Origin of the sequence: Paraburkholderia sp. CNPSo 3274 (assembly GCF_024206475.1) — a bacterium.
Taxonomy (GTDB): Bacteria; Pseudomonadota; Gammaproteobacteria; order Burkholderiales; family Burkholderiaceae; genus Paraburkholderia.
On sequence record NZ_JAMBPR010000042.1, the window covers coordinates 26,994 to 47,840 of the forward strand.

Here is a 20,847-nt window from a genome sequence, read left to right on the forward strand (position 1 = left end):
GAGCCTCCCATGGGAGGCTCGATTCATTTGGTGGAACGTCCCCCGCGCAACGCACGGGGGCGGTTTCCATCACTTACTTCGCAGCGGCTGCGAGTGCGGCGTTGAACGTCGCGCTCGGGCGCATGACTTCAGCGAGCTTCGCAAAGTCCGGCTTGTAGTAGCCGCCGATATCGACCGGCTTGCCCTGAACAGCGGCCAGCTCGCCCACGATCTTCTGCTCGCTCTCGGCCAATGCCTTCGCCAGCGGCGCGAAGTGCGCCGCGAGTTCCGCGTCGTCCTTCTGCGCTGCCAGCTCTTGCGCCCAGTACATCGAGAGATAGAACTGGCTGCCGCGGTTGTCCAGCTCGCCGGTCTTCGGCGACGGGCCCTTGTTGTTGTCGAGCAGCTTGCCGGTGGCGGCGTCGAGCGTCTTCGCGAGCAGCTTGGCGCGCGCGTTGTTCGTCTTGATGCCGAGGTCTTCCAGCGACACGGCCAGCGCGAGGAATTCGCCGAGCGAGTCCCAGCGCAGGTGGTCTTCCTGAACCAGCTGCTGCACGTGCTTCGGAGCCGAGCCGCCGGCGCCCGTTTCGTACATGCCGCCGCCCGCCATCAGCGGAACGATCGAGAGCATCTTCGCAGAGGTGCCCAGTTCCATGATCGGGAACAGGTCGGTCAGGTAGTCACGCAGAATGTTGCCCGTGGCCGAGATCGTGTCCAGGCCGCGGATCACTCGTTCGAGCGTGTAACGCATGGCGCGGACTTGCGACATGATCTGGATGTCGAGGCCGTTCGTGTCGTAATCCTTCAGGTACGTTTCGACCTTCTTGATCACTTCGTTTTCGTGCGGACGGTACGGGTCGAGCCAGAACACAGTCGGCGTGTTCGAGTTCTTCGCGCGCGTGACGGCGAGCTTGACCCAGTCGCGGATCGGCGCGTCCTTCACGAGGCACATGCGCCAGATGTCGCCTTGCTCGACTTCTTGCGTGAGCGCTTCGATGACTTCGCCCGTGGCGTTGTCGACGATGCGTGCCGTGCCGTCTTGCGGGATTTCGAAGGTCTTGTCGTGCGAACCGTACTCTTCAGCCTTCTGCGCCATCAGGCCGACGTTCGGCACCGTGCCCATGGTCTTCGGGTCGAACGCGCCGTTGGTCTTGCAGAAGTTGATGATTTCCTGGTAGATGCGCGCGAACGTGCTTTCCGGAATCAGGCACTTCGTGTCGGCCGGGCGGCCGTCGGCGCCCCACATCTTGCCGCCTGCGCGGATCATGGCCGGCATCGATGCGTCGACGATCACGTCGTTCGGTGCGTGCAGGTTCGAGATGCCCTTGGCCGAGTCGACCATGGCGAGCGCCGGACGGTGCTCGTGGCACGCGTGCATGTCGCGGATGACTTCTTCGCGCTGCGATTCCGGCAGCGTTTCGATCTTCGTGTACAGGTCGACGAGGCCGTTGTTCACGTTCACGCCGAGCTGTTCGAACAGCTTGGCGTGCTTGGCGAACGCGTCCTTGTAGAACGTGCGCACGGCGTGGCCGAACACGATGGGGTGCGAAACCTTCATCATGGTCGCCTTCACGTGCAGCGACAGCATGACGCCGGTCTTGCGCGCGTCTTCCATCTGCTCTTCGTAGAAGGCCAGCAGCGCGTTCTTGCTCATGAACATGCTGTCGACGATTTCGCCAGCCTGGAGCGCGACCTTCGGCTTGAGGACGATGGTTTCGCCGCTCTTCGTCACGAGTTCCATGCGCACTTCGCGCGCACGGTCATTCGTGATCGACTTTTCGCCGTGGTAGAAGTCGCCGTGCTTCATGTGCGCGACGTGGGTGCGCGAAGCCATGCTCCACGCGCCCATGCTGTGCGGGTGCTTCTTCGCGTAGTTCTTGACCGCGAGCGGTGCGCGGCGGTCCGAGTTGCCTTCGCGCAGCACCGGGTTCACGGCGGAACCGAGGCACTTCGAATAGCGTTTCTGGATAGCCTTTTCTTCGTCGGTCTTCGGATCTTCGGGGAAGTCAGGGACCTTGTAGCCCTTGCCCTGGAGTTCCTTGATCGCGGCGACGAGCTGCGGCACCGATGCGCTGATGTTCGGCAGCTTGATGATGTTCGTTTCCGGCAACTGCGTGAGACGGCCCAGTTCGGCCAGATTGTCCGGCACGCGCTGTTCTTCCGTGAGGAATTCCGGGAACTCGCCGAGGATACGGCCCGCAACGGAGATATCGCTGGTCTCGACGTTCACGCCGGCCGGCGCAGCGAAGGTGCGGATGATCGGCAGAAACGCGCTGGTGGCGAGCAGCGGCGCTTCATCGGTCAGGGTATAGATGATGGTGGGTTGCTGGGTACTCATCGGCTTCTTGGCGGGGTTCAAAAACGGGGTGATAACACCACCGGCTGCGCGCAGTCGGCGAAACACCTGGATTTTGCCTGAATTTGCAGCGGGCCGGGGGCCAACCGTGCCTATATTTCATATTGTGGAAAGCTGTTGCGCAATGTTAATTGACCAGAAAGTCATCGGCGCGTTTGCCTTGATCGGCCGGCCGCGCGCTGAAAACGTTTCCGCGCCGCAGCCCCGTTATATAAGGCTTCGCGAGGCGATACCGATGATTCGACCATGGTATTGTCGGTTTATGGATCGTACCCTTGATTGACTGTCAAGCTGGTAAAGACCCTTGTGAAAAGAGAAGTGAATCGGGGAGTCTTATATAAGAATTTTGTCCCGCAAGGCTCGCTGAAACTTACGATAACGGTTGTCTTGCTAACCAATTTGTGGTTTCATTCCCCCATGTTCGATCACTGTCTTTACTTCAATTCGTCGGCGCTCGCGCGGCTCATCGAGCGCGAGTGGAGTGCCGCTTATGCGCCGTTCGGCCTCACGCCCGCGCAAGGCTTCGTGCTGCGCGTCGTGCTGGCGAAGCCCGGGTGCCTCGCGAGCGATGTCGCGCAAACGCTCGGCATCGCGCGGCCCACGGCTACGCGTCTCGTCGACAACCTGAGCGAGAAGGACTTGCTCGAGCGCCGCCAGGGCGAGGCCGATGGCCGCGAATGGGGACTCTTTCCCACGGCGAGCGGCACGGCGCTCGACGGCCCGATCAACGGCGCGAGCGCCGAAGTCGCGCGGCGCCTGCGTGCGCAAGTGGGCCCTGACCTCTTCGAGTCGACGGTCACCGGCATGCGCAAGATACGCAAGGGACTCGCATAAGGCGTTCGCGCCTTTTTTAAACATCCAATGATTGTCTTGCTAATCAATAAGGAGAAGAGCGATGAACGAAGCGGCGCTAAAAGGGACGGGGGAAGAAGCCTGGCGTTGGGCGATCGGCGTGGCGATCGCCGCGCTGGCGGTGGGCGGCGTCGTGGCTGCGGCAATCCTCGTGATGCCGCGCGCCGTGGAGGCGAACAACCGCGCGTGCATGGCGGCCTACGCCAACGATCTGCATGCGGATCTCGCGGCGTTCGCGCAAGACCCGGCGTGGCAGGCGCAATACGTCGAGGCGCTCACGGCGTGCGCGCATTAAACCGGCACGCCGCGCGCAACCTCGTTACTTGCGGTTCAGGAACGTGAGCAGGTCGGCGTTGACCTGATCGGCCATCGTCGTGCACATGCCGTGCGGGCCGCCCGGGTAGATCTTGAGCGTCGCGTCCTTCACGATCTTCGCGGAGAGCTTGCCCGCGTCGTCGATCGGCACGATCTGGTCGTCGTCGCCGTGAAGGATGAGCGTGGGCACGTCGAACTTCTTGAGGTCTTCCGTGTAATCGACTTCGGAGAACTCGTGCACGCAGTCGTGCAGCGCGAGGATGCCGCCCCTCATGCCCTGCTGCCAGAATGAGTCGATCACGCCCTGCGAGACCTTCGCGCCGCTACGGTTGTAACCGTAGAACGGCACGGCCAGGTCCTTGAAGAACTGCGAGCGGTCGTCGATCACGCCCTTGCGGATGCCGTCGAAGACATCCTTGGGCAGGCCGCCCGGATTCTTCTCGCTCTTGATCATGATGGGCGGCACCGCGCCGATCAGCACTGCGCCCGAGACGCGCTTCGTGCCGTGGCGGCCGATGTAGCGCGCGACTTCGCCGCCGCCCGTGGAGTGGCCAACGAGCGTGGCGTCTTTCACGTCGAGCTTGTCGAGCAGGTCGGCCAGATCGTCGGCCCAGGTGTCCATGTCGTTGCCCTTGGCGGGCTGATCGGAGCGGCCGTGGCCGCGGCGGTCGTGCGCGATCGTGCGAAAGCCGTTTTGCACGAGAAAGAGCATTTGGGCGTCCCAGGCGTCGGCGGTCAGCGGCCAGCCGTGGGAGAAGACGACGGGCTTGCCGCTGCCCCAATCCTTGTAATAGATCGACGTGCCATCGCGGGTGGTGAAGGTGCTCATTGGAAACGCTCCAGTTTCTAATTACAGGATCACAAAGCAGGCAGACGCCGACGCGTCGGCACGCGCGGTCGCGCTTCGCGCGGCGGTTTATGGCGGCGTCCAGGGATGGGCGATGCGGGTGGAACGTGCCGCAACCTGCACGTCATGGAAAGGTGCAGTAGGCACGCGGGTCAGTATAGAGAGAACGCCTGAGCGATGACGCGAAGCTGTGCGGCCTAAATTCGTCTCGGCAGTGCGGATGTTTGCAGACGGCGTGTGAGCTTCAGTGCCGCCGCGCGCGGCTAGGCGATTTCCGCGCCGACCGCATCGCGCAGATAATCGCCGAGAAACTCGACAAAACTGCGCAGCTTCGCAGAGAGCTTGTTGCGCTCGAGATAGATCGCGTGAATATCGGCGTTCGGCAGCGACCAATCCGTGAGCAGCGGCACGAGTTCGCCGCGCTCGATATGCTCGCCGATTTCCCACTGTGAGCGCACGACGATGCCGCGACCGTCGAGCGCCCAGCGCAGCACGGTGCTGCCGTCGTTGCTCGACAGCGCGCCGTCGACCTTCACGGTTTCCGCGCGCTTGCCCCGCGAGAAGTGCCAGGTTCCGTAAGCCGAGTCGTTTTCGCGCAGCACGATGCACGCGTGGCGTGTCAGATCGTGCGGCGCCGATGGCTTGCCGTGCCGCTTCAAATACGCAGGCGACGCGCACACGACGCGCTGGTTCTTCAGCAGCAAACGTGCATTGATGCGCGCGTCGGGCACCTCGCCGAAGCGGATGCCGAGATCGAAGCCTTCTTCCTGAAGACTGAGCGGCCGCTCCGTCAACTGCAGCTGAATCTTCATCGAGGGAAAACGCTCGACATAAGCGGACACCGCGGGCGCGACATGCGCGCGGCCAAAACCGAACGACGCGTTCACGCGCAGCAGTCCTGCGGGTTCGCCGCGGCTGCGCGTGACGAGTTGCTCCAGTTCCGAGAGTTCGTCGAGGATACGTGAGCCGTTCGCGAGATAGAGCTCGCCTTCCGGCGTGAGAGAAAGACGCCGCGTGGTGCGGTTCACGAGCCGCACGCCAAGGCGCTGCTCCAGTTGCGCGAGCCGTTTGCTCACGGCGGGCGGCGTGACCCCCAGCTCGCGTGCCGCCGCCGCCAGATTGCGGTTGCGCGCCACGAGTGCAAAGAGATTCAGATCGGAAAACGCGTCCATTGCGCCGCTCCCGTTGACTTGCGTGATTCGTTCCTGAAAGTTACGACCGGATTGCTTTTACGGAAACCCAATCGCCCAAGGCATCAATTAGACTGCATGCAACCTCGGGAGACAAGCATGTTCGACGGTTTCACAGACGCTTCAGCCGACATCGAAGGCGTTCGCATACACGCAATCAAGGGCGGACGCGGCCCCGCGCTGTTGCTCCTGCACGGCCATCCGCAAACGCACGCCATCTGGCACAAGGTGGCGCCGACGCTCGCGGAACACTTCACGGTAGTTGCCGCCGACCTGCGCGGCTACGGCGACAGCGGCAAACCGCAGGGCACGCCCGACCACGCCAGCTATTCGAAGCGCCGTATGGCGCTCGATCAGGTTGCGCTCATGCGCGCCCTCGGCTTCACGTCGTTCGCGGTGATGGGTCACGACCGGGGCGGACGCGTTGCCGCGCGCATGGCGATCGATCACCCCGACGCGGTCACGCAGCTCATTACGCTCGACGTCGCGCCAACCGTTGCGATGTACGAGCAGACGTCGTTCGAATTTGCACGCGCTTACTGGCACTGGTTTTTTCTCGTGCGCCCGGCGCCGTTTCCGGAAACGCTAATACGCGCCGACCCCGATCTGTATCTGAAGCAGACCATGGGCGCGCGCAGCGCAGGGCTCGCGCCATTCGCGCCCGAGGCCTATGCGGAATATTTGCGCTGCCTCTCCGACCCGGCGACGGCACACGGCATCTGCGAGGACTATCGGGCGTCGATCACCATCGACCTCGAACACGACCGCGCGGATCTAGGGGCGGGCAAGCGCATCGAGTGCCCGTTCCTCGCGTTGTGGGGCGCGCATGGCACGGTTGGCCAGTGCTTCGATCCGCTGGCGCAGTGGCGTAGCTGGAACGCCGGTGTGAGCGGCGAGGCTCTGGCGTGCGGCCACTACATCGCGGAAGAAGCGCCACAGTTGCTCCTCGAACGCGTGCTGCCGTTTCTCCAGCGCTGATCCGTTCGTTCGTTCGTCATTATTCAGTCGGGCTTCATCATGTCCTCACAAACGCTTTACCGGAAACTGGTTGATTCGCACACCGTATCGATCATCGATGCCGAGCACGTTCTGCTTTACGCCGATCTGCACATCATGAACGAGTACACGAGCCCGCAAGCTTTCGCGGGCTTGCGTGAGAAGGGCCTGCGCGTGCGCCGCCCGCGCCAGCAGATGGGCGTGGTCGATCACGTGATTCCCAGCAAGCCCGTGCCCGTGGCCGCGCGCACGATCGAGATCGTCGATGCCGCGAAGCAGGCCGCGAACTTCACGCGCAACTGCGTGGAGCAGGGTATTCATCTGTTCGATATCCACGATCCCATGCAGGGCATCGAGCATGTGGTTGCACCCGAGATCGGACTGATTCGTCCCGGTATGGTCGTGCTGTGCGGCGACAGCCACACGACGACCTACGGCGCACTGGGCGCGCTCGGGTTCGGCATCGGCACCTCGGAAGTCGAGCACGTATTGGCGACGCAGACACTCGTTTATCGTGTCGCGAAGGACATGCGCATCGTGGTGGACGGCGCGCTGCCGCCGGGAACGACGTCGAAGGATCTCGTGCTGCACATCATTGCGAAGATCGGCGCGCAGGGCGCGCGCGGCTACGCCGTCGAATATGCTGGTGAAGCGATCGCCGGGCTCTCCGCCGAGGCGCGCATGACCCTCTGCAACATGACCGTGGAGGCGGGCGCGCGCGCCGCGCTGATCGCGCCGGACCGCACGACGCTCGACTACGTTTCCAGCAAGGTCCGTGATTTCGACGCAAAAACGCTCGACGCCGCGTGCAACGCGTGGTCGAACCTGCGCTCCGATGACGACGCGCATTTCGATATCGAGCATCGCTTCGACGCCGCACGCGTCGCGCCTTACGTGACATGGGGTACGAGCCCGGACCAGGCGGTGCCGGTGGACGGCCGCATTCCCGAGGCAGCCGAAGGCGCGGGTCTCGATGCCGCGACGCTGCACAAGGCGCTCGACTACATCGGCCTTGCCGCAGGCGCACCGATCGAGGGCACGCCCGTCGACCGCGTGTTCATCGGCTCCTGCACGAACGCGCGCATCGAGGATCTGCGCGCCGTTGCCCAGGTCGTGCGCGGCCGCAAGGTGGCCGCGACGGTGCGCGCGATGGTCGTGCCGGGCTCGGGCATGGTGCGCGATCAGGCGGAACGCGAAGGCATTGCGCAACTGCTGATCGATGCGGGGTTCGAGTGGCGCCAGCCGGGCTGCTCGATGTGTCTCGCGATGAACGATGACGTGCTCGCGCCGGGCGAGCGCTGTGCGTCGACGACGAACCGCAATTTCGAAGGGCGCCAGGGGCGCGGCAGCAAAACGCATTTGATGAGCCCCGCGATGGCCGCCGCCGCCGCGATAGCGGGCCGCATCGTCGACATTCGCAAGGAGCTTGCACATGGCTAAGCCGTTCATGATCTCGGGCGTTGCCGCGCCGCTGCCGGTCAACAACCTCGATACCGACCAGATCATGCCCAAGCAGTTTCTGCTCGGCATCGACAAATCGGGACTCGCGCGCGGGCTGCTGTACGACTTGCGTTTCGATGCCGATGGCCGCGCGCGCGAGATTTTCGTGCTGAATCGCGCCGAATATCGTGGCGCGAAGGTGCTGATCGGCGGCTCGAATTTCGGCTGCGGATCAAGCCGCGAACACGCCGTTTGGGGCCTCCAGCAGGCAGGTTTCGAAGCCGTGATCGCGCCGAGCTATGGCGAGATCTTCTATTTCAATTCGACGAATAACCGGCTGCTGCTCGTCACGCTGCCGCCGGAGCAGGTCGAGGCGCTGGTCGCAGAGATCGCGGGCAGCGACGACAAGCACGTGTCGATCGATGTCGAAAGCGAAGTCGTGATCGCGCCTTCGGGACAGCGCTACGCGTTCTCGCTGCCGCCGCGCCAGAAGCAGATGCTCGTGGAAGGGCTCGACATGATCGGCATGACGCTGCGCCAACAGGAGGCGATCGACGCATTCGAGGCAAAACACTGGGCCGCGCAGCCGTGGTGCCGCATCGATCTGCCGGCGCAGCAGCAGCGCGGTTAAGCACTTATCCATAACCAGACCGTTCGTGCGACGCGCGCAACGGCAAAGGGGCGCACTTACCGCCAGGCGCGGCAAGTGCGCTCATACGGAGACACCCATGAACATTGCCGCAGTCCATCCGCAGGACGCTGCAGCGCTGGAGCCCAGCGTCGTGCGCAAGGTTTCGCGACGCATCACGCCGTTTATCATCGTCCTGTATTTCCTGAGCTTTCTGAACCGCGTGAACGTCGGCTTTGCCGGGCTCACGATGAATCATGACATCGGGCTCTCGCAGGCCATGTTCGGCGTTGGCGCGGGGATCTTCTTCGTCGGCTATATCGCGGCCGGCATGCCGTCGAACCTCGCGTTGCAGCGCGTCGGTGCACGCAGATGGATCGCATTGCTGATGGTTGCGTGGGGGCTGCTTTCCGCGGCCACCGCATTCGTCACGGGCCCGTACAGCTTCTATACGCTGCGCTTCGTGCTCGGTCTAGCCGAAGCGGGTTTCTTTCCCGGCATCATCCTCTACCTGAGCTTCTGGTTTCCCGCTCGCCATCGCGCATTCGTCACGGCAATGTTCATGACCGCCGCGCCGCTCTCGAACATGATCGGCTCGCCCATCTCTGGCGCGCTCATGAGTCTGGAGGGCGTGGCGCATCTGCACGGCTGGCAGTGGCTCTTCCTCGTCGAAGGCGCGCCGACCGTGCTGCTCGGCATCGTTTCGTACTTCTATCTGACCGACCGGCCCGAGGACGCGCAGTGGCTCGCGCCCGCCGAGCGCGAGTGGCTGAGCGGCGAAATGCGTCGCGAACGCGAAGCGAGGGCAGCGCAGAGCAAGTCGAGTGTATGGGGTGCAGTGAAGGACCCGCGCGTGCTGCTGCTCGCGCTCGTCTACGCGGGCACGTCGACCGGGCTCTACGCCATCGGCATCTGGGCGCCGATGATCATCCACCGGTTCGGCTTCAGCTACTTTGAACTGGGTCTTGTGAACGCGATTCCGAATCTGTTCGCGGTCGTGACGATGGTGCTCTGGGCGCGCAACTCGGATCGCAGGAACGAACGCCGCCTGCACGTTGCGATTGCGTGTCTCGCGGCCGGTATCGGGATGCTGATGTCCGGGCACGCCGCCAACGCCGTCTTGCTGATCGTTGGGCTCTCGATCGCGAACTTTGGCATCAACGCGGCGAAGCCGCCGCTCTGGAGCATGCCCACGCAGTTTCTCTCGGGCTCCGCTGCCGCGGCGGGCATTGCGATCATCAACGCGATGGGCAGCCTCATAGGCGGCACGATCGGCCCGATGGTGATTGGTCGGCTGCGCGACCTGAGCGGCGACTATTCACTGGGGCTGTATTTCGTCAGCGCCACGCTGCTCGTTTCATCGGTGCTCGCGTATGCGTTCGGGTTGCGTGCCCGGCGCGCAGCACCCGTAACCGTGAAATGAGCGGGTCCGGCCCGCGCTGCGTGCGGCGAGGGCCAGAAGAGGCACTGCACGCTTCAGGCATCGCATGGCGCGCGATACGCGATAATCGCCCATCATCGATTCCCGCGTCTCTCGTATGTCAACGCCTGAACCGGTCTCTTCCGGGCACGCCTGGTGGGGCGTGCTCGTATTGGCGCTTTCGGCCTTCATTTTCAACACGACCGAATTCGTGCCCGTTGCGCTACTGAGCGCCATTGGCGACAGCCTGCACATGAAGCCGACCGACGTCGGCCTCATGCTGACGATCTACGCGTGGACGGTGGCCGTGGCGTCGCTGCCCCTGATGCTGCTGACGCGCAACGTCGAACGCCGCAAGCTGCTGACCTGGATATTCGCGCTCTTCGTGGTCAGCCATATCGTGACCGGCGTGGCGTGGAACTTTACGGTGCTGATGGTGGGCCGAATCGGCATTGCCTTTGCGCACGCCATATTCTGGTCGATTTCCGTATCGCTGGTGGTGAGGCTCGCGCCGCCTGGCAACAAGAGCCGCGCGCTCGCCATGCTCGGCATGGGCACGTCGATTGCCATGGTGGCGGGCATTCCGCTTGGGCGCGTGATCGGCGAGACGCTGGGCTGGCGGCAGACTTTCTTCGTCATTGCGGGCGCGGCGGCGGTTGCGCTGCTCATGTTGCGCGTGATGCTGCCCGTGTTGCCAAGCCAGCAAACGGGCTCGTTCAGCAGCGTGCCTGTGCTATTCAGAAAGCCGATGCTGGCCTCGCTTTATCTGCTCACGATACTCGTCGTTACCGCGCACTTCACGTCGTATACGTATATCGAGCCCTTCATTCACACCGTGGGCCACGAAAGCAGTCAACGCATCACCTATATCCTGATCCTGTTCGGCAGTGCCGGCATTCCCGCGGCCATTTTCTTCAATCGCCTTTATCCGCGCGATCCGGGGCAATTCCTGCAAGCGGCAGTGATCGCCGTGTGCGTGTGCCTGCTCGTGCTGTTTCCCGCCGCGCTGAGCATCGTCACGTTGTCCGTTCACACGCTGGTGTGGGGCGGCGCGATCGTTTCCTTCGGCCTTGCCATGCAGGCATGGGTGCTCAAGCTCGCGCCCGAAGCCGCGGACCTCGCGGTCTCGATCTATTCCGGCCTCTATAACGTGGGGATCGGCGCGGGCGCGCTGCTTGGCAACCATATTGCCAACGGCTTTGGCGTGTCGTGGGTCGGCAGCTTCGGCGGCGTGGTGGGCGGTCTTGGGGCTGGAGTATGCTGGCTCGCATTGCGCATGTATGCGCGGGCGCATCCTTCACCACATCATCCACCAGACTGAATTCTTCCGATTTAAAGTGGAATACACATGTTCACGCTCGCAGTGTGCGCCGAGATGGTCTTTCGTGACTTGCCGGTAATCGAGCGCGTTCGGCGTATCGACGAGCTGGGCTTCGAGGTCGAGATATGGGACTGGACCCAGCACGATATCGACGCGCTGGCGCGCAGCGGCGCGAAGTTTTCGTCGATGACGGGTTATATCGAAGGCGACCTGATCACCGCAAGCGGCGCCGATGCGCTTGTGCGCACGGCGGAGCAATCGATCGAAGTCGCGAAGCGCCTTGCGTGTCCGCGCCTGAACCTGCACGGCACAGGGCTCGATGCAAAGGGCCTGCCCGTGACGCCGGTGCCGGTCGTGACCGGCGCAATGTGGCTGGCCGCGCAGAAGACGCTTGCGCGCATTGCCGAACTCGGCGCGCGGCACGGCGTGGTGTTCTGCCTTGAAAACCTCAACACCGAGGTCGATCATCCGGGCGTGCCGTTCGCGCGCGCCGCCGACACGCTGGCGCTCATCGAGGCCGTCGATAACCCGCATCTGCGCCTGAATCTCGACCTGTATCACGCGCAGATCGGCGAGGGCAATCTGATCGAACTCGTGCGCCGGGCCGCGCCTTACATCGGCGAGATCCAGGTAGCCGATGTGCCGGGGCGCATGGAGCCCGGCACAGGCGAGATTCACTACCCCGCGATTGCACGCGCGCTTGCCGCGCTGGATTATCGCGGCACGATCGGCCTGGAAGCCTGGGCGAGCGGCGACGCCGAGCTCGCACTCTGGCGCTTTCGCGAGGCGTTCACAGTGGCGTAGCGGGAGGCGTCCCGCCTTCTGGGGGAGGAAACGTCAGCACCACGGCAAAACCGCCCTCGGCGGGAAACGCAAAGTTCACGCGCCCACCGTGCGCCTTCATCACCGCTTGCACGATGGCGAGCCCAAGGCCGGAGCCCGTGGTGCGCTCCGCGCCTTCCTGGCCGATGCGCTCGAACGGACGCAACGCGGCGTCCCAGTGTTCGCGCGCAATGCCTCCTCCGTTGTCGGTCACGGTCAGCGTGACGGCCGCCTGCGAGGCGCTCACGGTGACGACGATATCGTCGGCCTTGCCGTGCAGCAGCGCGTTGTGCAGCACGTTCGATAGCGCTTCCTGCAGGCTCACGGGGTCGCCCGCGATCCAGACTTGCGGCGCGCTGCTTTCGAATGCCACTTTCACGTCGCGTTCGCCGGCGAGCGGAATGGTGCGGCCCAGCACTTCTCTCGCGAGCTTCGCGAGGTCCACGCGCTGCAACGGCACCACTTCCGTACGATGAATCACCATCGCGTGATTGAGCAACTGGCCTGTGAGCCGGCCCACGTCCGAGCAGGTGGCCCGCAACGCTTCGAGCCGCGCGGCCTGACGCGCGGGATCGGACTCGGTGCTGAGCAGCTCGATCTGCGCGTCCAGCCGCGCGATCGGCGTGCGCATCTGATGCGCGGCGTCGGCGATGAAGCGCTGCATGGCCGTCATGCGTTCGGCGAGGCGGCCGATCAGCCCGTTGATGGCGCCGATCAGCGCGTTGATTTCGCTTGGCGTGTCGTGTGCCACGGGCCGCAGGTCGGCCGGGTCGCGCGCGGCGATGATTTGCTCGATCTGCGCGAGCGGACGCAAGCCGCGCCGGATCGCCAGACCGCTCGCGCCGATGGCGAGCACACTCATCAGCAGAATGAGCGTCCAGACCTTGAAGCTCATATCGTTCGTGAGTTGCTGACGCGCGTGCGTGGTCTGCGCGACCGTGACGAGGGCCCAGCCGGGCGGCCGCGCGTCCGGCATGTAGCGCCCGATGGTCGCCGTGCGCAAGCGCTCGCCCTGGTAGCGAGCGTTCGCGAATGTCGGACCCTGGCGCGCGCTCATCGCGCTCATCGTATCGGCCGGACCGGGAAGGTCGCCATAGCCGGCAACGACGAGGCCGCGCGCGTCGACCACTTTGTAGTAGACGACGTCATAGCGCGAGAGCGTGGAGAGCGCGGCCACCGGCGGATTGAGCGCGAGCACGCCGCCCTGTACGTAGAGGTTTTCGGCGACCTGGATGGTTGCGCCCGCAAGCAGCTGATCGTAGGCGCGCTCGGAAGCGACGCCCGCGTAATAACGCGCGATGCCCGCGAGCGCCGCCGCGCCCGACGCCACGACGAGCGCAATGAAGAGCAGCGTGCGGCCGAGCAGCGTTTTCGGGAACCAGTTAAAGCGCGGCAATTTGATATCCCATGCCGCGCGCCGTGCGGATTTCGACCGAACTGCCCTGCAGCTTCTTGCGCACGCGCGTGACGTATTGTTCGACTGCGTTCGCGGTCGGCTCGTTGCCGTAGCTGAACAACTGATTCAGCAATTCTTCCTTCGGGAAGATACGCTGCGGACGGCTGGCGAGGATTTCGAGCAGCGCGAATTCCTGGCGCGAAAGCGAAAGCGGTTTGCCGTCGAGTTCGGCAAGCCGGCTGCTGCGGTCGATGGCGAGACCGCCCAGCCTCACCACATCGTTCGCGTGCCCGCTGTTGCGGCGCAGGAGCGCCTGCACGCGCGCTTCGAGTTCGCGGTAGTCGAACGGTTTGACGAGGTAGTCGTCGGCGCCGAGGCCGAGGCCGCTCACGCGGTCGTCGATGGCGGAGCGTGCGGTGAGGAGCAGCACCGGCGTGGTCGAGCCCGCCGCGCGCAGGTTGCGCAGGATCTCGAAGCCGTCCATGGCGGGAAGCATCACGTCGAGCACGACCAGATCGAAGCGCTCCACGCCAAGCAGGCTGTTCGCCGTGGCGCCGTTCGCTTCGAGATCCACCGCGTGACCGAGGCGCGTGAGGCGGCCGCGGACCGCCGCGCCGATTTCCGCGTCGTCCTCTACCACCAGAATGCGCATGATGCCGTTCCTGCCGAAATCTTCATGGGTGCGATTGCGGGTTTTCCCCGAGGTCTACTATTCGAGTTTCTCAGCATTTTCTCAGACTCGCCCGGTAATCTCGCGAACCATGGAAGATAGAGCGACGTGATTACGACACGAACCACCGGAGACGGCAAGATGCGCATGAAGTCGCCGCGGCCTTCATCGCGGCGGCGCGCGCTCGTTGCGGCCGGGCTTGGCGCGGCCGCCGTTGCCGCGGCGCTCGCGCCTGCCTGGGTCAGGGCCACGCCGCGCACGGTGCGCATTTCGAAGGGCTATGGCCTGCTTTATTTGCCGCTGCTCGTGATGGAAAAGGCGCGGCTCTTCGAGCGCCATGCGGCCCGCCAGGGGCTCGCGGGCGTCAGCGTGGAGTGGGTGAGGCTCGACGGCGGCAATTCCGTCGACGACGCCATGATGGCCGGCACGCTCGACTTCGCCGCCGTGGGGGCACCCGGCTTCATCGAACTGTGGGCGCGGGCGCGCGGCATACCGAACGTCGAGGTGATCGGCATCAGCGGCCTTTCGGCCACGGCGCTCTCGCTCAACACGAACCGGCCGCAGATCGCGACGCTGCGCGACTTCACGAGCGCCGACCGCATTGCAGTGCCGGGCATTCGCACCTCGCTTTCGGCCGTGGTGCTGCAAATGGTGGCGAGCAAGCTGCTCGGGCCACAGCACTTCGCGCAGCTCGATTCGATCACCGTCGGCATGCCGCATCCGCAGGCCATGCAGTCGCTGATCCGGCGCGAGGGCGGCGTGACCGCGCATTTCGCGTCGCCACCGTTTTCGACGCTCGAATTGCAGCAGCCGGGCATCCACCGCGTGGTCAATTCGGTCGACGTGCTCGGGCCGCTCACGCTCGACGTGGTGTTCGCGCCCAAGCGCCTCGTCGACACCGAGCCGGCGCTGGCAAAAGCGTTCCTTCACGCGCTCGACGAGGCGAACCGAATGATCGCGCAGGACAAAGCGGCTGCGGCGCAGATCTACGTCGATTCGTCGGGCTTCGGCGCGTCGCGCGAGCACGTGGTGCAGACGCTCGCCGCACCGGAGTCGCGCTTTTCGGTCTGGCCCGAGCAGTTGATGGAGTACGTGGACTTTCTGTTCATGGTGGGCACGATCAAGGCGAAGCCGCGCACATGGAACGACATGTTCGTGGCGATGCTCGGGGACTTCCGTCCGTCTTAGGCATACGCGCAGGCAATCTATAAATAAACGTAGGAGAACATAGTGAATACAGACTCAACCGTCGATCAGCAGTCCGCCGAAGAGCGGGATGTCATGTCGAAGATCGCGCGCCGCCTCATGCCGATCCTCGTCGTGATGTTTCTGATCTCGTTCATCGACCGGCAAAACGTTGGCTTCGCGAAGCTGCAGATGGTGCACAGCCTCAACATGACCGAAACGGCGTTCGGTCTTGCGTCGTCGTTGTTCTTCATCGGCTATCTGCTGTTCGAAGTGCCTAGCACGCTCGCGCTGCACCGCTTCGGCGCGCGTGTTTGGCTAGCGCGCATCATGCTCACCTGGGGCGTGATTACGGTGCTGATGGGCTTCACCACGTCGATGAAGGTGTTCTGCGGCCTGCGCCTCGCGCTGGGCGTGGCCGAAGCCGGCTTCTATCCGGGCGTGATCTACTACCTCACGCTGTGGTTTCCGCAAAGCTATCGCGCGCGCGTGCTGGGCATCTTTACGCTGGGCAGCGCGCTCGCCAACATGCTGGGCTCGCTCGTGGGCGGCTGGCTGCTGAGTCTCAATGGCGTTTGGGGCCTCGCCGGCTGGCAGTGGGTGTTCATCGCCACGGGTCTGCCCGCCGTGCTGGTCGGCATCGCCGTGTTCCGGCTGCTGCCGGCGTCGTACCAGGAAGCACGCTTTCTGAACGAGCGCGAAAAGCAGATCGTCGCGGCCGCGCACGAGCGCGAGAAGCCCGAGCACGCCGAACACGCACAGCCCTGGAAGGCGCTGCTCGATCCGCGCGTGATGCTCTTCGCGGCGACCTATATGCTGATGTCGACGTCGCTCTACGGCGTGACCTACTGGCTGCCCACGCTCGTGAAGTCGTTTGGCGTGTCGAGCAGCGTGAACGGGCTGTTGAGCATGCTGCCGTGGGCGCTGGCGGTTTTGCTGCTGCTGTGGCTGCCGTCGAAACTGCGTCGCGCGAAAAGCATTCTTCGCGCGATGGCGATCGTCGCGGCGCTCGGCACGCTGGGCTTCCTGCTGAGTCTCCTGCTGCCTTCCACGCCGCTGCGTTTCATCGCGCTCGTGTTCGGCGGCGCGTGCATTCCGCTCCTGTACCCGTGCTTCTGGTCGATGCCGCCGCGCTACTTCACCGGCGCGCGAGCGGCGGCGAGCGTTGCGGCGATCAACTCGATCGGCAATCTCGGCGGCTTCTTTGGCCAGAACCTCATGCCGCTCGCGGGCAAGGTCACGGGCACCGCATTCGGACCGATGATCGTGCCGATCGTGTGCCTCGCGGTGCTCGGTCTCGGCGTCGCGGTGGCGTGGGGACGTACCGGGCGCGCCATGGAGGGCGTGCCGGCTTGAACCTGGCCGCTCGTCGAATTCATAGGGCCAGAAAGGGATCGTGATTGTATTTCTGACGGTAACAGTGAATTCATTCTATTGGCATAGACTTTCGATAGGGCGACCCTAAAATTCACTCCCATGTGAGCGTATTGCGACGCTCGATCGTGAGAGGGAGTCATGCAGCAGATTTTCAATGGGACCGTCAGTCTTGCGGGCGTGGCGAGCCGGTCCTGGCCCAAGGTCGCCGTATCGCTTGCCGCCGCCTGCGCGGTGCTCGCGGGTTGCGCGTCGGCTGGTAATGTCACCACGGCGGACCATCCGGACACGTTCGTCGTTTCAGCGTCCGCAACGGGTGGGCGCCTCGCGTGGGCGCGCGCCCACAAGCGCGCGGTGAGCGAAGCGAACGACTACTGCGAGAGCCGCGGCATGCAAACGAGCCTCGGCATAGAGCACACCGAAGGGCTCGAGGCGCTGCAGCAGCAGGCCTCCGTTATCCGCTTCGAATGTCATCCCAAGCTCTAAGGCGCGCGCGCCTTAGCGAATCACGGACGCCGACTTCGCCGGCGTCCGCGCGCTTGATAGCGCTTGCCAGCCGCTGTTCGAGCGCATGAATCTGCGGGCGGTCTTTCGGGTAGTAATCGAAATGGACCATCATGACCGGCCCCGGCGGCTTCTGCGCCGGTTGCACTGCGGCGCTGCCCGCGGCGAGTGCGATGCCTGGCAACGTGGCGAGTGTTTTTCGGCTTTTCGGCATGGGTGGATAGCGTCCGCGAGACAAGGTGCGATGTTCGCATATCGAAGGGGCGGCATGGGGCGGCGGCGCTTCGCGTTATCATTGACCCCATCAAAGAAAGGTCCAGCCGGGTCCAACCCGGTCCACCCATTCAAGCCGCTCATGGTCACTAAACAAAACACAGGCCCCGTGCGTCGCAGCGCCGGGCCGGGCAAGCGCACAGCGCTGCCTGCCGAGGAGACCACAGCCGACGCGGATGCCGCCGGTTCGAATCCCGAAGCGAATCCCGAAGCGGACGACGAGGGCGTGGGCGCGTCCACTTATCTCGTGCCGGGCCTCGAGCGCGGCCTGCGCATTCTCGCCGAATTCTCGGCGCGCGAGCCCGTGCTGGGCGCGCCCGAACTTTCGCGGCGCATCGGCATTCCGCGCACGACCACGTTTCGCCTCTTGCAGACGCTCGAAGCGCTCGGCTTCATCGAGCGCGCCAACGGTGACCGGCAATATCGGCTGAGCGTGGCGGTGCTGCGCCTCGGCTTCGAATATCTTAGTTCGCTCGAACTGACCGACTTCGGCACACCGCTGCTGGAGCGCCTGCGCGACGCGACAGGCCTCAGCACCCATCTGTTGATTCGCGACGGGCGCGACGTGGTTTTCGTGGCGAAGGCGCAAACGCGTGAGCCAATGTTCAGCTCCGTGAAGGTTCACGTGGGCACGCGCTTGCCCGCGCACGCCACCGTGCATGGCCAGGTGCTGATGGGCGACCTCACGCTCGCCGAACTGCGCACGCTTTACCCCGAGAAACAGCTCGAACGTTACACGGAGCGCACACCCGCGACCGTCGCCGATCTCTATGCGCGCGTGCGCGAGTTCGCGCAGCAGGGCTATGCGGTGAGCGAAGCGTCGTTCGAAACCGGCATCTCGGTGGTGAGCGCGCCGGTGAGGGATCAGTCGGGCCGTATCGTGGCGGCGCTCACGGCAACCGTGCCGCGATCGGACATCGGCGAGGCCGAGCGCGCACCGCTCGTCGCCGCCGCGTGCGCCGCAGCGATCGACCTTTCGGCGCGGCTCAATTACCGGCCCGCGGCGAGCGACCCCACTGCGGCACAGGCCGCGCGCACCCGCAATTCGCACGCGATCTGAGGCGAGGTTCAGGCACGGCGCCCGAAGGCGCCGCGATCAGAACGAGTGATGAATGCCTGCGAGCACAATCGCCTGATTGCGCCCGCTCGACACGCCCGCGGTGAAAAAGGCCGCCTGTGCTTCGGAGTTGGCGTGCTGGTAAAGCGCGTTGACATAGATCTGCGTGCTCTTCGAAAGCGAATACACGTCGCCGATCATCGCCTGGGTCCAGCGGCGGCCGGAAAGCGTGGACGTCGCCGCGCCGCCCACGACGGCGTTGGCCGTCGTGAACTGGTAGTTCGCACCGGCGTCGTAGCTCTGGAACGTGTCGGAGTAGCCATTGGACTGCAGCTTCGTGCGCGTGTAGAGCCCGTGTACGAGCAGCTTGCCGAATGAGTACGACGCGCCCACGCCCATGTTCTCGACCTTGTCGGCGATATAGGTGGCCGCTGGTTGACCCTGGAACTCCGTGATGCCGGTAGTCGCTATCGACACCGAGCGGTCGTGTTCGTTCGACCACGACGCGCCAGCCTTGAATGGACCGTTAGCATAACTGAGCGAAAAGCTCATCGTTCTGCCGGTCGAAAAGTTCGTGGTATTGCCGAAGCCGAACATCGCGCCTGCCGTGAAACCGTAAAAGCTCGGCGAACGATATTTGACGGAGTTGTTGTAAGGCACGACGCCCGTATCCGCCAACTGGTCGATGTTGCCCGGGTGGAACGCGTACCAGCTTGCCGCGAGATAAGCCGTGCTGAACGGACTGAGTGTGTCGAACGAGAACGGCGTTTGATTGCCCAGCGTGAGCGTGCCGAACTGCTCCGAATTCAGGCCCACATACGCCTGGCGATTGAATAGCGTGTTGGCCTTCGCCATCGCGCCCGTATTGGTGTAGAAGCCGTTTTCCAGCTGGAAGATCGCCTTGAGGCCCCCGCCCAGATCTTCCTGGCCGCGCAGGCCCCAGCGGTCGGGCTGTGTGTTGCCCTGCTCCATCATCCACTTCGAGTGACCCCCTACGTTGCTGACGTAGGCCACGCCCGCATCCAGACTGCCATAAAGCGTGACGCTGCTTTGCGCCCATGCAGACGAGACGGCGCAAAGGCCCGTCAACCCCGCGGCAATGAAATGCTTCAACTTTGGACTCCTGATCGTATGACGAAAAGCCGGAGGTGTTGATCCGGCATACCCAACCCGCGTGGCCAACCCACAGGCGGTGCGCGGCGCGCTTTCTGTCGGCAAGCGCTCGCACGTGGCTCCGTTTGTTCCATATATGGTTAGACGTGCTGCCTATGGAAAGTATAGAGACTCTTGCGAGACGCCAAAACACTTTTTTGGGACGGTGATTCCCCCAGGTGCGGCGCGGTGCCCGGTTGCGCCATACGCGTGTAAGTGCACGTGCCGTAAGCGTTTTGGCAACCAGAACGGCACCCTTGGCGACCTTTGCGATGTCATCTTGCAAGGTGCGCTCGGTATTTTCCCCAGGCACGCCGGATTTCTATTTTTTTCTTCCCAAGACCGTTTCATAATTGACCATACACGAACTACTGTTCCGTATATGGAACATGGTTGAACGGGAAAGGTGACAAATGGCTGAAGAATGGCGCTGCGCCGGGCATGCCGGCGATCTGACCGAAGACGGGCCGCTCGAATACAAACTCGACGGCACGGAGATCGGCATCTACAGGGTGGGCGACGAGATCTACGCGCTGGAAAACGTCTGCCCACACGCTTACGCGTTGCTGACGCAAGGCTTCGTCGATGGCGACACCGTCGAATGTCCGCTGCACGAAGCCGTGTTCCATATCCCGACCGGCAAGTGCCTCAAGGAGCCCGGCGGCCGCGATCTGAAGAGGTACTCAGTGCGGCTCGCCGGTGAAGAAATCCAGATCAAGGTGGAATGACATGCGAGAAGTCCCCGTGAATTTCAATCCGTCGCTCAAGCCCTGGCTCGCGCCGCAACCGAACAACGTCGCCGGCAAGGGCGTGATCGAACAGCCGGGCGAAGCGCAAAACCTGGTGTGGCAAACGCGCAAGGCCGAGCCCACGCAATACGAAAACGACTTCGGCGACGCGCTCGAACAGGTGTTCGAAGCGGGCGCCGCCGAACTCGAGGAAGTCGTGGCGGGCCTGAACCGCATCGGCTTTCGCACGCCCGAAGGCGCAGCATGGAACGCCGAGCGCCTCGCCGCCGAATTCCGTCTGCTCGCCGAATGAGCCAGCGCAGCCAACACTGAATACGGAGA

At 64.0% G+C, this 20,847-nt stretch carries 20 protein-coding genes; 14 read left to right on the forward strand and 6 right to left on the reverse strand.

All coding sequences use genetic code 11. From position 1 onward, the window contains the following. Positions 1–73 precede the first annotated feature (73 nt). Positions 74–2,317: an NADP-dependent isocitrate dehydrogenase gene (locus M3I54_RS26270; protein WP_254341313.1), complete on the reverse strand. Its 2,244-nt coding sequence runs from the start codon at positions 2,315–2,317 to the stop codon at positions 74–76. A gap of 435 nt (positions 2,318–2,752) precedes the next feature. Here M3I54_RS26270 and M3I54_RS26275 point away from each other — a divergent pair, with 435 nt between their 5' ends. Together M3I54_RS26275 and M3I54_RS26280 are read left to right on the forward strand one after the other, a co-directional pair. Beyond that, on the forward strand, positions 2,753–3,169 hold the full coding sequence (locus tag M3I54_RS26275; RefSeq protein WP_254341314.1) for a MarR family winged helix-turn-helix transcriptional regulator: 417 nt from the start codon (positions 2,753–2,755) through the stop codon (positions 3,167–3,169). Between the two features lie 61 nt (positions 3,170–3,230). Next, positions 3,231–3,482, forward strand: a complete 252-nt coding sequence (locus M3I54_RS26280) for a hypothetical protein (RefSeq protein WP_254341315.1) — start codon at positions 3,231–3,233, stop codon at positions 3,480–3,482. Positions 3,483–3,506: 24 nt separating this feature from the next. Here the strand turns inward: M3I54_RS26280 and M3I54_RS26285 are convergent, their stop codons facing one another. Together M3I54_RS26285 and M3I54_RS26290 are read right to left on the reverse strand one after the other, a co-directional pair. Further along, positions 3,507–4,331 (reverse strand): alpha/beta fold hydrolase, encoded by an 825-nt coding sequence (locus M3I54_RS26285; RefSeq protein ID WP_254341316.1) that lies wholly within the window; start codon positions 4,329–4,331, stop codon positions 3,507–3,509. A 281-nt stretch (positions 4,332–4,612) separates the two neighbouring features. Then, entirely contained in the window at positions 4,613–5,521 is a 909-nt protein-coding gene (locus M3I54_RS26290; RefSeq protein WP_254341317.1) for a LysR family transcriptional regulator, read from the reverse strand. Positions 5,522–5,638: 117 nt separating this feature from the next. On the opposite strand from M3I54_RS26290, the gene M3I54_RS26295 reads away from it, so the two are divergent. The 6 genes from M3I54_RS26295 (at position 5,639) to M3I54_RS26320 (ending at position 12,148) form a co-directional block, all read left to right on the forward strand. Next, positions 5,639–6,517, forward strand: coding sequence for an alpha/beta fold hydrolase (locus M3I54_RS26295; protein WP_254341318.1), 879 nt, complete (start codon positions 5,639–5,641; stop codon positions 6,515–6,517). 39 nt (positions 6,518–6,556) lie between these two features. Then, complete coding sequence (leuC, locus tag M3I54_RS26300; protein WP_254341319.1) at positions 6,557–7,975, forward strand: 3-isopropylmalate dehydratase large subunit; 1,419 nt, start codon at positions 6,557–6,559, stop codon at positions 7,973–7,975. Further along, on the forward strand, positions 7,968–8,606 hold the full coding sequence (gene leuD, locus M3I54_RS26305) for a 3-isopropylmalate dehydratase small subunit (RefSeq protein ID WP_254341320.1): 639 nt from the start codon (positions 7,968–7,970) through the stop codon (positions 8,604–8,606). Before leuC ends, leuD begins: the two co-directional genes overlap by 8 nt. A gap of 97 nt (positions 8,607–8,703) precedes the next feature. Then, on the forward strand, positions 8,704–10,026 hold the full coding sequence (locus M3I54_RS26310) for an MFS transporter (protein WP_254341321.1): 1,323 nt from the start codon (positions 8,704–8,706) through the stop codon (positions 10,024–10,026). A gap of 115 nt (positions 10,027–10,141) precedes the next feature. Then, positions 10,142–11,344 carry a sugar transporter gene (locus M3I54_RS26315; protein WP_254341322.1) on the forward strand — a complete coding sequence of 401 codons (1,203 nt, stop codon included), beginning with the start codon at positions 10,142–10,144 and terminating at the stop codon, positions 11,342–11,344. A 27-nt stretch (positions 11,345–11,371) separates the two neighbouring features. Further along, the gene (locus M3I54_RS26320) at positions 11,372–12,148 is read left to right on the forward strand and encodes a TIM barrel protein (RefSeq protein ID WP_254341324.1); all 777 of its coding nucleotides are present in this window, start codon (positions 11,372–11,374) and stop codon (positions 12,146–12,148) included. Here M3I54_RS26320 and M3I54_RS26325 read toward each other — a convergent pair. Together M3I54_RS26325 and M3I54_RS26330 are read right to left on the reverse strand one after the other, a co-directional pair. Then, positions 12,135–13,562 (reverse strand): sensor histidine kinase, encoded by a 1,428-nt coding sequence (locus tag M3I54_RS26325; protein ID WP_254341327.1) that lies wholly within the window; start codon positions 13,560–13,562, stop codon positions 12,135–12,137. The genes M3I54_RS26320 and M3I54_RS26325 overlap by 14 nt on opposite strands. Further along, on the reverse strand, positions 13,549–14,214 hold the full coding sequence (locus tag M3I54_RS26330; protein ID WP_254341329.1) for a response regulator transcription factor: 666 nt from the start codon (positions 14,212–14,214) through the stop codon (positions 13,549–13,551). The genes M3I54_RS26325 and M3I54_RS26330 overlap by 14 nt, the downstream gene beginning before the upstream one ends. A gap of 165 nt (positions 14,215–14,379) precedes the next feature. On the opposite strand from M3I54_RS26330, the gene M3I54_RS26335 reads away from it, so the two are divergent. From M3I54_RS26335 to M3I54_RS26350, 4 genes are all read left to right on the forward strand, one after another. After that, entirely contained in the window at positions 14,380–15,420 is a 1,041-nt protein-coding gene (locus M3I54_RS26335) for an ABC transporter substrate-binding protein (RefSeq protein ID WP_254341415.1), read from the forward strand. A 93-nt stretch (positions 15,421–15,513) separates the two neighbouring features. Next, positions 15,514–16,773 (forward strand): MFS transporter, encoded by a 1,260-nt coding sequence (locus M3I54_RS26340; RefSeq protein ID WP_302059140.1) that lies wholly within the window; start codon positions 15,514–15,516, stop codon positions 16,771–16,773. A 159-nt stretch (positions 16,774–16,932) separates the two neighbouring features. Continuing rightward, positions 16,933–17,277 (forward strand): hypothetical protein, encoded by a 345-nt coding sequence (locus tag M3I54_RS26345; protein ID WP_254341333.1) that lies wholly within the window; start codon positions 16,933–16,935, stop codon positions 17,275–17,277. A 373-nt stretch (positions 17,278–17,650) separates the two neighbouring features. Further along, positions 17,651–18,628, forward strand: coding sequence for an IclR family transcriptional regulator (locus tag M3I54_RS26350; protein WP_254341335.1), 978 nt, complete (start codon positions 17,651–17,653; stop codon positions 18,626–18,628). 36 nt (positions 18,629–18,664) lie between these two features. On the opposite strand, the gene M3I54_RS26355 is transcribed toward M3I54_RS26350, so the two are convergent. Then, positions 18,665–19,738 carry a porin gene (locus M3I54_RS26355; RefSeq protein ID WP_254341337.1) on the reverse strand — a complete coding sequence of 358 codons (1,074 nt, stop codon included), beginning with the start codon at positions 19,736–19,738 and terminating at the stop codon, positions 18,665–18,667. Positions 19,739–20,190: 452 nt separating this feature from the next. Between M3I54_RS26355 and M3I54_RS26360 the strand changes: the two genes are divergently transcribed. Both M3I54_RS26360 and M3I54_RS26365 read left to right on the forward strand, forming a co-directional pair. Beyond that, complete coding sequence (locus M3I54_RS26360) at positions 20,191–20,505, forward strand: non-heme iron oxygenase ferredoxin subunit (RefSeq protein WP_254341338.1); 315 nt, start codon at positions 20,191–20,193, stop codon at positions 20,503–20,505. A 1-nt stretch (position 20,506) separates the two neighbouring features. After that, positions 20,507–20,818: a recombinase-like helix-turn-helix domain-containing protein gene (locus M3I54_RS26365; protein WP_254341340.1), complete on the forward strand. Its 312-nt coding sequence runs from the start codon at positions 20,507–20,509 to the stop codon at positions 20,816–20,818. Positions 20,819–20,847: the final 29 nt, after the last annotated feature.